At 29.9% G+C, this 15,055-nt stretch carries 10 protein-coding genes and 3 tRNA genes; 6 read left to right on the forward strand and 7 right to left on the reverse strand.

Annotation, left to right across the window (positions count from 1 at the left end; all coding sequences use genetic code 11):
* Positions 1 to 417: 417 nt before the first annotated feature.
* The gene (locus tag CBquer539_RS01635; RefSeq protein ID WP_500836719.1) at positions 418 to 1,587 is read left to right on the forward strand and encodes an FAD-dependent monooxygenase; all 1,170 of its coding nucleotides are present in this window, start codon (positions 418 to 420) and stop codon (positions 1,585 to 1,587) included.
* A 185-nt stretch (positions 1,588 to 1,772) separates the two neighbouring features.
* Here CBquer539_RS01635 and CBquer539_RS01640 read toward each other — a convergent pair.
* The 5 genes from CBquer539_RS01640 to nagB all read right to left on the reverse strand — a co-directional run bounded on the left by CBquer539_RS01640 (position 1,773) and on the right by nagB (position 4,542).
* Positions 1,773 to 1,844: transfer RNA gene (locus CBquer539_RS01640), tRNA-Gln, on the reverse strand.
* A gap of 97 nt (positions 1,845 to 1,941) precedes the next feature.
* Positions 1,942 to 2,023 (reverse strand) — tRNA-Leu (locus CBquer539_RS01645).
* A 20-nt stretch (positions 2,024 to 2,043) separates the two neighbouring features.
* A tRNA-Met gene (locus CBquer539_RS01650) sits at positions 2,044 to 2,117 on the reverse strand.
* A gap of 450 nt (positions 2,118 to 2,567) precedes the next feature.
* Positions 2,568 to 3,728, reverse strand: a complete 1,161-nt coding sequence (gene nagA / locus CBquer539_RS01655) for an N-acetylglucosamine-6-phosphate deacetylase (RefSeq protein WP_500836720.1) — start codon at positions 3,726 to 3,728, stop codon at positions 2,568 to 2,570.
* Between the two features lie 10 nt (positions 3,729 to 3,738).
* Positions 3,739 to 4,542, reverse strand: a complete 804-nt coding sequence (gene nagB, locus CBquer539_RS01660) for a glucosamine-6-phosphate deaminase (RefSeq protein ID WP_500836721.1) — start codon at positions 4,540 to 4,542, stop codon at positions 3,739 to 3,741.
* A 960-nt stretch (positions 4,543 to 5,502) separates the two neighbouring features.
* Here nagB and glnS point away from each other — a divergent pair.
* Positions 5,503 to 7,176, forward strand: coding sequence for a glutamine--tRNA ligase (gene glnS, locus CBquer539_RS01665; RefSeq protein WP_500836722.1), 1,674 nt, complete (start codon positions 5,503 to 5,505; stop codon positions 7,174 to 7,176).
* A 177-nt stretch (positions 7,177 to 7,353) separates the two neighbouring features.
* On the opposite strand, the gene fldA is transcribed toward glnS, so the two are convergent.
* Positions 7,354 to 7,881 carry a flavodoxin FldA gene (fldA, locus tag CBquer539_RS01670; RefSeq protein ID WP_500836723.1) on the reverse strand — a complete coding sequence of 176 codons (528 nt, stop codon included), beginning with the start codon at positions 7,879 to 7,881 and terminating at the stop codon, positions 7,354 to 7,356.
* Positions 7,882 to 8,107: 226 nt separating this feature from the next.
* Entirely contained in the window at positions 8,108 to 8,812 is a 705-nt protein-coding gene (locus CBquer539_RS01675) for an alpha/beta fold hydrolase (RefSeq protein WP_500836724.1), read from the reverse strand.
* Positions 8,813 to 9,105: 293 nt separating this feature from the next.
* Between CBquer539_RS01675 and CBquer539_RS01680 the strand changes: the two genes are divergently transcribed.
* The 4 genes from CBquer539_RS01680 (at position 9,106) to sdhA (ending at position 15,052) form a co-directional block, all read left to right on the forward strand.
* Positions 9,106 to 10,764 (forward strand): phosphoglucomutase, encoded by a 1,659-nt coding sequence (locus CBquer539_RS01680; protein WP_500836725.1) that lies wholly within the window; start codon positions 9,106 to 9,108, stop codon positions 10,762 to 10,764.
* 1,769 nt (positions 10,765 to 12,533) lie between these two features.
* Positions 12,534 to 12,944, forward strand: coding sequence for a succinate dehydrogenase, cytochrome b556 subunit (sdhC, locus tag CBquer539_RS01685; protein WP_500836162.1), 411 nt, complete (start codon positions 12,534 to 12,536; stop codon positions 12,942 to 12,944).
* Positions 12,917 to 13,267 (forward strand): succinate dehydrogenase, hydrophobic membrane anchor protein, encoded by a 351-nt coding sequence (gene sdhD / locus CBquer539_RS01690; RefSeq protein ID WP_500836163.1) that lies wholly within the window; start codon positions 12,917 to 12,919, stop codon positions 13,265 to 13,267. Before sdhC ends, sdhD begins: the two co-directional genes overlap by 28 nt.
* Positions 13,268 to 15,052, forward strand: a complete 1,785-nt coding sequence (gene sdhA, locus CBquer539_RS01695; RefSeq protein WP_500836164.1) for a succinate dehydrogenase flavoprotein subunit — start codon at positions 13,268 to 13,270, stop codon at positions 15,050 to 15,052.
* Positions 15,053 to 15,055 lie beyond the last annotated feature (3 nt).

Here is a 15,055-nt window from a genome sequence, read left to right on the forward strand (position 1 = left end):
TTAAAAAATCAACAATTATGTATTTAAATATCATTTTTTAAAACAAACAGACTCATATTTATAGTGCTAAAGTTTCAAAAGTATCTATTTTTTAAACAGATGCTTTCAATTTTAGAATGAATAATAGTATAAGAATCGATATGTATAAAAAACATTAATAATGAATAAAAATTAAATCAAATTATTTTTATAATTACATAATATATAATATATTTGAGGTTAAAACATATACAATCATATGTCAAGGACATATGATTGTAGTTAAATCTGTAAATTTTTTAATATTCATTAGAATATGCATTTTTATATGTTACATACTATTACTTAAACAATTAATATTTACTTTCAGAAATTTTCATATTCATTAAGAATAAGTGTGTATATAGAACAACTCTTATTTTAAAATCATCAAATATTATGAATAAATTATTCTGTGATGTGTTAATATTTGGCGCCGGTATTATAGGCGCATCTTTAGCGTTGAGTCTTTCTCGGTCTGGGATCAAAATAATTATAGTAGATCATAAACATCCCGTTCCAATTAAAAAAAAACCGCATATTCGAGTTGCTGCTGTTAATTATGCGTCAATTAAATTCTTGAAACAAATTAATGTATGGAAAAAAATTCCTTCTGATTTTTGTACTCCATATCACCATCTAGAGGCGTGGGAGTGGCCGTCATCAAAAGTAATTTTTCATGCTATATCTGTAGGTGTCTCTAAAATGGGGTGTAGCATTGAAAATAACCGTTTACAATCGGCACTTTGGGAAAATTTTGTAAACTTTAACACAATAACGCTATACTGCCCATCTATGCTCATCTCCACACATTATGATGGTTTTTCTTGGCGAAGTATTCTTGATAATGGTGTCATAATTATTAGTCGTTTGCTAATAGGAGCTGATGGAATTTATTCTGAGATCCGAAAAAAATTAGGAATTGGAGTAATTGGTTGGAAATATCATCAATGTTGTATGTTGCTCACTATTAAAACAGAAAAATGTAAACGTGGAACAATTTGGCAAGTATTTACTCCTTATGGTCCCATAGGTTTCTTACCTTTACACAATCATTGGGGTTCCTTAATGTGGTATGATACCCCTGAACGTATTCAGAGGTATCAACGATTACCTACAGCAATTCTGGAAAAAGAAATTGAGAATAATTTTCAAAAACAACTAGGCAATATCAAATTACATAATATAGCCGTAGTTCCATTGATTCGTCAATGTGCACGTAACTATGTGACTCCAGGAGGAGCATTAGTTGGTGATGCTGCACATTCCTTGCATCCTTTAGCGGGACAAGGAATAAATTTAGGACTTCGTGATGTTATGAGCTTATCACAATTATTGATTAATTCACGCGTTTTTGACGAAAATTCGAGTGTTTCAGAAATTCTGGTATCCTATCAAAATAGCCGTAAATATGATTCTTTTCTGATGCAATTATGTATAGATTGGTTATATGTTATTTTTCACAATGATCACCTGCCATTAAAGATAGCGAGAAATGTTGCATTTATGGCAGTCGAGCGTTCTTATTATTTAAAAAGACAAATATTAAAATATGCCTTAGGTATTTAAATCATTTTGATATTAAACAAGTACTTTTACATTATTATTATTTACGTATCAATGCACAAGCTTAGTGTTATCTTATATGTTAATTATTTATCTTAAAATAATTGCCAATCATCAATTACACTGAATTTTAAATACGAAGTTATTCATATTTTGTTAAACTTTTCATGATTTAATTTCTATATCTGCTGGGGCACCAGGATTCGAACCTGGGAATGGCGGGATCAAAACCCGCTGCCTTACCGTTTGGCTATGCCCCATTATCATGAAATATATTTATTCATTCATATACACTTTATATTGACTATACTTCCTTTTTTTATATTACGTGTATGTTGTTTATATGAATTTACAACATACGGGAGGCGAGATTTGAACTCGCACACTTCGCAGTATCAGATCCTAATTCTGATGCGTCTACCTATTTCGCCACTCCCGCGTGCTATCTGATTGTGTGGATAGCTACGACGGGACTTGAACCTGTGACCTCAGCATTATGAGTGCTGCGCTCTAACCGACTGAGCTACGTAGCCAATATTTTTTAATTGTCTTATATTATATGCGCTCGGTTAAGCATCTAAACACAACAAACTCGGTGTTACATTATGCAGTAATTATAAAATATCCGTCAACTTTCTTTTACGTTTATCTAAATATATAGATTCTCAACTATTGTGTAATAGTGGTTTTTATTGTAAAAATATAGAAATTATGAAATTTACTTTATAACATTGCACATTATATCAATGTAATCGTAATCTGATTAATCATAAACAAAAAAATAAGAACATAATTGTAGTAAAAGCATATATTATGAAAATTGTTGTGCATAATCATTTCATTCTATTTAGATACAGTAGAATAACAAATAATCTACAGCAATAAAAATTTAAAATTGCAGATAACGTTAAAAGTATGCATTATAATACGATAAAATATTTACTCATAAATACTATTTATTTAATGCATTTATTATTTTTATATTATAAAAATGATGTATTAATTATTCTTCCATTAACAATGGTTTTTTTTATTTGGTAATCTTTATTAAAAACAGTTAGATTAGCAATTTTGTTTACCTCTAAACTACCTAAATAATGGTCTACTCCTATAGCTTTTGCTGGATATAGAGTAGCCATACGTACAGCTTCATCTAATGGTATTCCGGTGTATTTAACGGTATTTTTTATTGCTTGTATCATTGTTAAAGTAGATCCACTAAGTACGCCTTTGCCATCCATGCATATATTATTTTTATGATATATAGTTTTATTAGAAAAAATAAAACTAGATATGATTTTATTAACTCCTGCAGGATTAGTAGCATCAGTTATTAAAATTAAACGATCACCTTTAATTTTTTTAGCATATCTAATATTAGCCCAATGGACATGTACCCCATCTGCTATAACGCTGCAATATATTTCTGGTGCATCAAAGATAGCTCCAATAACACCAGGTTCACGAGCAGTTAATGGAGGCATGGCATTAAACAAATGAGTCCCAAAAGTAATACCATTCAAAAAACTAAATCGTGTTTGTTTGTAAGTAGCATTAGAATGTCCGATTGAGATACAGATTCCCGATTTTTGTAATTTTTGAATAAATGTCATCTCCAATTGTTCAGGAGCAAGAGTTATTTTTTTTATAACGTCACTATTATCACATAAATAACTTATCATCTCTTCTGTCGGTAAACGAATTAATATAGGATTGTGTATACCTCTTTTTACAGAATTTATAAATGGACCTTCTAGATGTAATCCTAAAGCCTGATTTTTATTTGTAAATAAAAAGGCACGCATAACTTCAACAGCTCGCTGCATTAAAGCATTGCTACTAGTGATCAATGTTGGAAGAAAACTGGTACAACCTGAAAGTTGGTTAGTTTCCTGCATGGTCTTCAATGTACATATTGATATTTCATTGATATGATCATTGAATTTTACGCCGCCGCACCCATTAATTTGTAAATCTATAAATCCAGGTGTTAATAAAAATCCTGATAGATCGTATATGTCTATATTTTTAGGTAACTCATTAGTAAAGCAAATAGCTTTGATAATATCCTTGGAGACTATAAGCGCGTGATTATCGAGAATTTCTTTTCCAGTATATATTTTGCTGTTAATTAAAGCATACATTTTTTAAAAACTACACTATGATTGTTTGACTATTTATTTCTAATTCTTGAAAATATCTAACTGTTTTTATTTTTAATTCCATAGTCGATAAATCATCACATACTAATATCGATTTAGAATGTAACTGCAAACAACTAATTGTCCACATGTGATTAACGCTACCTTCAATTGCTGCCTGTACAGCTGCTGCTTTATCTAATCCAGTTGCTATTATTATTATTTCCCGTGATTCTAGTAATGTAGCAATCCCAATAGTTAATGCAAATTTAGGGACAGAATTAATATTATTGTTAAAAAATTTAGCATTCGATGCGCGAGTTTCTTTGCTTAAATTTTTAATTCTAGTGCGTGATGTTAAGGAAGAACCAGGTTCATTGAAAGCAAGGTGCCCATCACTGCCAACCCCTCCTATCAGTAAATTAATACCTCCATATAATTTGATTTTTTCTTCATATTGTTTACATTCATGTTCGATATTATTAGTATCTCCATTTAAAACGTAGACATTTTCTTTAGAGATATCAATATAATCAATAAAATTTGTATGTATAAAAGTATTATAACTTTTGGGATTTTCACGAGACAAACCAAGATATTCGTCCATAGTAAATATTACTACATGTTTAAAACTTACTTGACCAGATTGATACATATCTATAATATTTTTATAAGTTTTTATCGGGGTTTTACCTGCAGGTAGGCCTAATATAAATGGATTATCAACAGTAGGATTAAAGGAATTAATACGGCACACAACGTAATACGCAACCCACTGAGCAACATGGTCAGAAGTGTCTAAAAATATAACTCTCATGTAGATCCTTGTTTAATTGAGTTAATAATAAAATTGGTCTATAGCATTCTATTATATATAGTGTTTTAAAAGAACTAAATAAAACAGAAAATGGATACATGTACTTTTAATGGTAGATGTGATTTAAGTTATTTTTAAAAGTTAAACAATAAGACATTTGATAACGTACCATTTAAAATTAGTAACAAATCAACGAGAAGTAATCGTCCTTAATTTGAAAAACATTTCATTACACAAACCGGTAACTATGAAATAACACACGTATCAACATATAAATAGTTTTTTCAGACAGCTATTTTCTCTAGCTACTAAAACGTACGTGTTTATTTTTATTTCAAAATTTGCTTATATATTTCATTCTAACATAATTTAGATTATGCTCGCGCTATACAACCGAATTTAATCAGCACCTATATCTATTTACCTATATTGTAGCCATTTGATTACATGATTAATCAACTAACATAAGTAAATTGTATCAGATACGGTGCGGTTTACAACAACAAAGTAAAATTTATATATGTTCTAAATCTTATAAAAAATAAATATCTATAGCATTGTAATTGCTATGACTGTCAGCATATAATATACTGCATGTGATTTATATATAAGAAAATAATTTGTATACTATGTATTTGATAAAAAACAAAATATATTTTAATTATAAAAATAGATTTTTTTTATTATTACTTTGATTCCTATCGTACTAACTACTGAATAATATATACATATTTAAAATAACAATTACTATAGCATTGTATGCTGTTGAATTTTATTTGATGCATTTATTAACATATTATGGAATTGTATATTATAGTTGTAATATAAAATGATTGTTTTTAAAATTTGTTTATATTATTACACAATAATTACAGTAAAGCCTTCTTGCTGAAATAATGGATAGCATAATATCTACATATTAACGACGATTAATATATATTTATACAAAAGAATAAGCAAATGAATATGATCATAGATCATCGACCTAATTTTATTCACCATATTATTGATCAGGATTTAGAATCGAGAAAATATACTATTGTACGTACACGATTTCCTCCAGAGCCTAATGGGTATTTACATATTGGACATGCTAAAGCTATTTGTCTTAATTTTAGTATTGCTCAATACTATCAGGGTCAATGTAATTTACGGTTTGATGATACCAACCCAGACAAAGAACATAAAGAATACGTTGAAGCCATTAAGGATGATATTAGATGGCTAGGTTTTATGTGGCATGGAGATGTGCATTATTCATCAGATTATGTCGAAGAGTTGTATAATTATGCCATTAAATTGATTAAAAAGGGATTAGCGTATGTAGATGAATTGTCTATAGATGAAATTAGAAAATACCGCGGGACATTAACGAATCCCGGAAAAAATAGTCCATACCGATCTCGTAGTATTAAGGAAAATTTAATTTATTTTTATAAAATGCGAGCTGGAGACTTTCCAGAAGGCGCCGCTTGTTTGCGCGCTAAAATCAATATGGCCTCTTCTTCCATAGTAATGCGGGATCCAGTATTATATCGTATTAAATATACTCCACATCATCGTATTGGAGAAAATTGGTGTATTTATCCAACATATGATTTTAGTCATTGTATTTCAGATGCGATAGAAGGGATTACCCACTCTTTATGTACTTTAGAGTTTCAAGATAATCGCGTTTTGTATTATTGGATATTAAGCAATATTGATATACAAACACACCCTACTCAATATGAATTTTCTCGTCTTAATTTAGAATACGTAATCACGTCTAAACGTAAACTTAATATATTAGTCACAAACAATATAGTTGACGGATGGGACGATCCTCGTATGCCTACTATTTCTGGATTACGACGCAGAGGATATACAGCCAGATCAATTCGTGAATTTTGTCATCGCATTGGTATTAGCAAACAAGAAAGTCAAATAAAATTGTCACTTTTAGAATCATGTATTCGCGCAGATTTAAACAAATATGCACCACGACTTATGGCAGTAATCAACCCAATAAAAATTATTATTAATAATTTACCTGTAGGATATGAGGAAAAAATTGAAATGCCGAATCATCCTAATAACTCTGATATGGGAGTGCGTTATGTAGTTTTTAGTCAAAAAATTTTTATTGATCGTTTTGATTTTTGTGAAGTATTAAATAATAATGAACGTTATAAATTAACTTTAGGCAAGGAAATACGACTAAGGTACGCTTATGTTATAAAAGCAATAAGCACCGAAAAAGACAACGATGGGAATATCATTTGTGTTTATTGTAATTATGATCCATATACTTTACATAAAAATCCAACAGATGGTAGAAAAATTACCGGAGTTATCCATTGGGTATCAGCCACAAGAAACGTACCAGCTGAATTTCGTTTGTATGATAAATTATTTATTCATCCTAATCCTTCTATTACAGATAATTTGTTATCCAATATTAATCCTAAATCTTTAATAATTTCTAAAGGAGTTGTGGAAGAAAATATAATCCGATCCTATAATTCTGGCCCCTATCAAATCGAGCGAGAAGGATATTTTATTATAGACAAACATCGATCTAAAGAATCTTACTTAGTGCTTAATAGAACAGTAACTTTAAAAACATCTAAGTATTCTAATCTAAATAAATAAATTTCCAAGTTATTTTATACAGTCATGTTTAAATAATCCTGTTATTTATTAATTATAGCATAAATAGATTCTAATTGTATAGAGAATTAAATAATGCGAGTATGTACTCGCATTATTTAATTCAGAGTTAATCTGTAACAATAACAATCGTATGCACAGTGTGACAATATCATTATTTTATTTATTACTAATATTCATCTCATTGCGAATTTGATTAACCCAATGCTGTACACGAATCCCTGTCATTTCGGGTTGACGATCTTCATCAATAGCTAACCCTACAAACTTATCGGTTTCAATTAAACTTTTTGATGTATCAAAATGATAACCAGTCGCGGGCCACAATCCTATAACAACAGCTCCATTTTTTAAAATAATATCATATAAAATACTCATTGCGTCACAAAAATATTCTGAATAATCTTCTTGATCTCCACATCCAAAAATTGCAACTTTTTTTCCAGAAAAATTGATATTTCTTAATGCGGGTAAAAAAGCATCCCAATCGCATTGAGGCTCTCCATAATACCAGGTAGGAATTCCAAACAATAAATTGTCATAATTTTCTATATCTTCTTTAGAACTCATCGCTATATCAAAAATATCTGCAATACTTTGTCCTAACTGCGCTCGAATCATTTTAGCAAGTTTTTCAGTATTACCTGTATCACTACTAAAAAAAATACCTACTAACGCTGCTCCCATAGTATTCCAACCTTATATTTTTAAAATTTAAATTATATTTTGTTATCAACTAAAACACATTCAATTTCACGATATCCATCAATATATCAATGATATCATGATGTCCCATAATACCATTTATACAATACCTAAGCAATTCAATAATTATCAATATTATTTGTTTGGAATGATATAAATTGAAAAAATAATAAAATAGACGTTATAATATAACGTTGCATTATAAAGGTTAATAAATAATAAATTTATTAATTGCACTTAATACATGTGCAGAATTATCCCAATGCACCCAATGTCCTGCGTTAGGTATCGTACGAATATATGCCTGTGGAAATTGATGATAGATATCATGCAAACAACGATCATTGAGATACGAAGATAATGCACCTCTAATAAACAACGCTGGACCCCACCAAGTTTGATATGTGTGCCAGTCGCTGATATGAGTATAATTGCTCTTGATAGCTGCAAAGTTAAAAATCCAAGATCCTTGACGAAAAGATTTTAATAAAAATAATGTTAATGCTTGATGAATACGATACTGTTGCATAAAACGTGCGGCTTCGCTTCTATTTTTTACTCCAGATGTATTAATGTGTTCAATTGCGCGAAAAACATTATCATGGTTATGCATATTATATTTTATTGGAGCTATGTCAATAACCACGACTTTGCTGATACGATGAGCTGCCAACGTACATAGTTTCATGGCAACTTTTCCGCCCATTGAATACCCAATGACTATACATTTTTTTATTAATAATTGATCTAATAAATCTAAGATATCTTTTGCCATCATGTAATAAGTCATAGATTGCTCATGAGGAGAACGACCATGATTACGTAAATCAACTTGCACGACATAACAATATAGAACCAAGCTTTCAGCAATTATTCCAAGATTAGTAAGATCACCGAAAAGACCATGGATCATTATTACTGGGGTTCTTTGACGACATATACTTTTAAATATTCGAAATCTGTAATTAAGCTGCATATAATAGTGCTATTGTAGTAATTTTCAAGATATTATTTATCATGATTGAATAATACATATATTTAATATATATAACAATGACAATACTATCAATTGATAGAAACCATCACTTTTTGCAATCATTGTTGAATATAGTCGAAACTACAAACCAAAATATATCATTAGACTTTACGAAAAAAGTAAAATAATATTCTTAAATCACAAGATAATTAATTTAAGGAGATCTTTATATGAAGCATCATATTCGTTCTGGACAACTTGCATCCTATAATGAAATTATCAACACGTCTCGATTAATAACACAATATTATACCTTGTCTCCCGATCCAAGTAATGACGGTCACAATATTATATTTGGTACATCAGGTCATCGTGGTAGTTCTCAGAGATACAGTTTCAACGAAGCACACGTATTGGCAATTAGCCAATCGATCGCGCAAGTACGTGCGCAACAAGGCATAACTGGACCATGTTACATTGGAAAAGATACACATGTACTTTCTGAGCCAGCGTTCATATCTGTACTTGAAGTATTAGCAGCTAATTTTGTTGATGTCGTTGTTCAAAGAAACAATGGTTATACTCCAACTCCTGTTATTTCTCATGCTATCACTCAATATAATAAAAACAAATATGATAATCATGCAAAAAAAGCTGATGGTATCATTATCACATCTTCTCATAATCCACCTGAAGACGGTGGGATAAAATATAATTCAATATATGGCGGCCCAGCTTCTACTAGTATAACTCGTGCAATTGAACATACCGCCAATAATTTTTTAGCAAATAATTTAAAAAATGTACGCCGCATGACATTAAATAAAGCTTGGAAAAGTGGTTATATACATCTACAAGATTTTATTCTAAATTATGTAAAACAACTATCCACAATAATCGATATGCAGGCCATAAAAACATCTGGTTTAAAACTAGGAGTACATCCTTTAAGTGGGGCAAGTATAGATTATTGGCAAAATATCGCCCAATGTTATCAATTAGATTTAAATTTAATCAATGAAGAAATTGATAAAACTTTTAGTTTTATACATCTTGATTATGACGGCTGCATCCGAATAGACTGTTCTTCTGAATTCGCAATGACTGGAGTATTAAAATCGTATGATAATTTTGATTTGCTTTTAGTTAATGACCCAGATTGTGATAGACATGGAATTATTACTCCTCTTGGTTTAATCAAACCCAATCATTATCTCGTAATAGCAGCGAATTATCTTTTTAATAATCGCCCATTGTGGCGTAATCATTCATTGTCCTTAGGAAAAACTTATGTATCAAGTGTTATGATAAATCGAGTAGCATACAATCTCAAGCGTCAATTATTAGAAGTACCGGTAGGTTTTAAATGGTTTGCGCAAGGATTGTTTAATAGTTGCTTTGGGTTTGTAGGCGAAGAAAGCGCAGGAGCATCTTTCTTAGATTTTTATTGTTCTCCATGGTCTACTGATAAAGATGGACTGATTATGTGTCTATTAGCAGCTGAAATAATTGCTATTAATAATCAATCTTTACAGCAGTATTATGATCAATTAGTTCAAAATTTTGATATATCTAGTTATAATCGTATTCAATTCCCCGTTAATGATACACAGAAATCCCTGATTTCCAGCACATTATTTAATCAGATTAATATGACAGAATTAGCAGATGATCCTATTATTAAAATATTCAATATAGCCCCATTAAGACATCAAATATCCATGGATGGTATAAAAATAGTAACTCGTAATGGTTGGGTAGCGTGTCGACTATCGGGTACTGAATTAGTATATAAAATTTATTGCGAAAGCTTTTTAAATATTGCGCATAGAAAAAAAATAGAAAAGGAAATAATAGGTATTATCAATACTATACTGAATACATCTTAATACAATATATGTACGATAATAAATTACAGATAGTAGTTATCAAATAATTATATTTATTAGTCTTCATTATCACTGAATAACATTTTACATACAATTTATCTTATGGACACGAATAACAATTATATCTTTATTACATATATCGTTATATGTGTATTTATATTATTGTGTGGACATTTACGATTTTAAGTTAAAATTTTCATCCATTTTTTTAAGTGAAAATTCAACTGCATACATCGTTATTAATGCTGTTGATTACCATGGTATTAAATATCATAGAATTAATGTGTGCATTCATAAAAATAAACATAGATGTTTTAAATTTCCATATCTTTTAAATAATGCTTAGTTAGCTGCAATCTACATTAGAAATTGCTGTGTTTAATAAAATATAAATAATATAAAGGACGTATCTTAATACGATAGTCATTTTTAATAAATTATATGAAAAATATATGATTAATTAGTACTTTATGATAGGCTTGGTGTATTACAGCGCAGGAAGTCACAGTTTTATATGTGATTGTCAACGCATTGCGTTATGTATAACTGTTTATATTTTAAAATACCCAGAATATGTATATATTGAAAGTATATATATTTTACTAACAACGTTAGTAGTATATCTAACCAGATTTAGTAACACTTTAATTAAATGACTACTTAAATATTCTAAATTATATTTAAATAATTGTCTGTACATTTGTGCGAACAATAATAAACTTTTTTTGTAACCACATTAACAATATACATAAATAACCATATGGAATTTATTTCTGAAATTTAGAATTAAATGTATAGATAATTCATTTTATAAGCAATCAAGTATTGTATGATGATTGATATCAGTGTAGAAGCAATTTTTTTAAGATAAATAGAGGATACATAAAAAATTCATTTCTAGAATATTGATGATACACAGAAACACAATGCAAATGTTAATACTCTATGAAAAAAACTAAAAATACTAACAACATTAACTTGTTATATATTCGTTTTTGTAACAATCTTTTTGTCATAAACAATAAAATTTTTTTTAGATTTATAAAAATAATACATGTGACATCAGAAGCACAAGTAAAATATTTATAATCTCCTATTTGCTTATTTTTTATAAGATGAATTAATTTACAATAATGTTAATAAAAGATATTAATTCTTTATAAAAAGAATACCTTTATGATTCAAAATGTTTATTATTCAAATGCTATATTATTTCTTGCCTATGTGTTATGTTATTTTAACAGCACCTTCAGTTATAACAATAGCTACCTCAACCGACAAAGGTTAACAACCTTAACCTAGTTAACGTCAAATTAAGTTAAAAAATATAAAAATTTTTAATAACTGACGATAATAATACATTACTAATGTTGAATACATTATTTTTCATCTATTTTGCGTAATATAAAAAACAAAAGATTTATAATCTACCCCGCCTTATTATTGCATAATATATATTTTTCTTAAAAAAATTATAAACAACTGAATTCAATTCTAAATTTTATAATATTATTAAATTGTTAATAATATGCAGGATATGGTATTACATACGATCTAATCATTTGTTATAATGCTGATAAAATTAGTGTAATCTGCAGATATATATCAAATTGAAAATATAATGCATATAAAAAAATTACATTTTGTGAGATAAAATATAACAATAATTATTTTTTATTATTAATTATTTTTTGCTGTATAACGTTTTAAGATGTAAGAACGTGTCACTACAACATATGTTCGTCATTATATAACTTAAGAGTGTTTATATGATCAAAGACAATCGAAGACCAACGCATTTAAATATCAGAACTATACGGTTTCCTATCACTGCTATTGCTTCTATTTTACATAGAATATCTGGAATTTTATTATTCATAATAATTGGACCCATGCTTTGGATATTAAAATTGTCTTTATCTTCCAATAATGAATTCTGCAAAATTCGTAGTTTTTTATTAATGAATCATTATATTTTCCAATGTTTGTTTTGGATAGTTACAATAGTATTTAGTTATCATATAGTCGCTGGGGTCCGTCAAATTTTAATGGATTTTGGATGTATACATCAAACATTATTAGTAGGAAAAATTAGTGCAAAAGTTATGTTTATGCTGATTATTTTATTATCTATTTTCAGTGGAATTTTGATATGGTATCCATTATTAAATCAATCTTGAAAAATCATGGAGTATATGAATGGTTGTTAGTACGTTGTTCGGCCGTTTGGATGTTATTGTACATCATGTATATCTCTATTTTTATTATTTTTGATCACGCTCTGTCTTATGACAAATGGTATGATTTTTTTAGCAAAAATACTACTAAAATATTTAGTATCCTGGCCTTGCTATCTGCTTTAAGTCATACTTGGATTGGCATGCGCCATGTGTTAGAAGATTACATAAAATTCTCCGCATTAAGACAATTAGGGATATGGACAACTGGTTTTATATTATTCATGTACTTATTATTTGGAATGATTATTATTTGGAGCGTATAGATGCATCATATACCAATTAAAGAATTTTTTTCTGTTGTCATTGGAGCTGGCGGTGCAGGTATGCGCGTTGCACTGCAAATTTCTAAAATGGGGTTTTCCTGCGCTTTAATATCTAAGGTCTTTCCTACACGTTCACATACAGTATCTGCACAAGGGGGGATTACGGTTGCTCTTGGTAATAATCATGAAGATGATTGGCAATGGCATATGTATGACACTGTCAAAGGATCGGATTATATAGGAGACCAAAATGCTATTGAATATATGTGCAAAACTGGCCCTCAAGCAGTATTAGAATTAGAACATATGGGTTTACCATTTTCTAGGTTAAAAAATGGGCGTATTTACCAACGACCATTTGGAGGGCAGACCTTGTATTATGGAAAAAAACAAGCAGCACGTACTGCTGCAGCTGCTGATCGCACTGGACATGCGCTATTACATACTCTATATCAACAAAATTTGAAAAACAAAACAACTATATTTTCAGAATGGTACGCGTTAGATTTAGTACAAAATCAAGATGGAAGAATACTTGGTTGTATTGCTTTTTCTATTGAAACAGGAGAATTAGTATATTTTAAAGCACGTGCTACAGTGCTTGCAACTGGAGGAGGAGGGCGTATTTATCAATCTACTACTAACGCTCATATAAATACTGGCGATGGAATTGGCATGGTATTACGTGCAGGTATTCCTGCTCAGGATATGGAAATGTGGCAATTTCATCCTACTGGTATAGCTGGTGTTGGAATTTTAGTAAGCGAAGGATGTCGTGGTGAAGGAGGATATCTTTTAAATATTAAAGGAGAAAGATTTATGGAACGATATGCTCCTAATGTAAAAGATTTAGCTGGACGTGATGTGGTGGCTCGAGCAATTATGCTGGAAATTCAAGGAGGTCGAGGTTATACAGGTACATGCGGTCCTCACGTTAAATTAAAGATAGATCATTTGGGAAAAGAATTATTAGAGTTACGATTACCTGGTATTTTAGAGTTGGTACGTACTTTTTCTCATATAGATCCTGTAAAAGAGTTAATTCCAGTATTCCCTACCTGTCATTATATGATGGGTGGTATTCCTACAACAATACATGGAGAAGTGATTACTATACACAATGGAGATGGAAGGAGAGAGAAGATAGTACCAGGTTTATTCGCAGTTGGAGAAACTGCTTGCGTGTCAGTACACGGCGCTAATCGGCTCGGTGGAAATTCTTTATTAGATTTGATCGTATTTGGGCGTGCAACAGGAACGTATATACAAACATATTTATCAGAAGAAGAATGGCCAGTTCGCGGTCCTACTGATTCTGATATAGAAATATCATTAGCCCGTTATGTTCGCTGGAACAATAATAAATCGGGCGCAACGGAAGATCCAGTCACAATACGTCAAGATTTACAATTGTGTATGCAAAATAATTTTTCCGTGTTTAGAGAAAAACAAAAAATGTTAAAAGGTTTAAAAGAGCTAAAGGAAATACGTAATCGACTGAATTGTGCTACTTTATCTGATAAATCGCATACATTTAATACACAACGTGTTGAATGTTTAGAATTAGACAATTTATTAGAAACTGCCTACGTAACTGCTATGGCTGCGATTTTTAGAACCGAAAGTAGGGGAGCTCACAGTCGTTATGATTTTCCCATGCGTGATGATAAAAATTGGTTATGTCATACGTTATATTTACCAAAAAATGACATTATGATTTGCCGTAATGTTAATATAGAGCCAAAATTTCGTCCTCCTTTTCCTCCAAAAACCCGCGCGTATTAAAAA

The sequence above is a fragment of the Blochmannia endosymbiont of Camponotus quercicola genome (assembly GCF_059935335.1).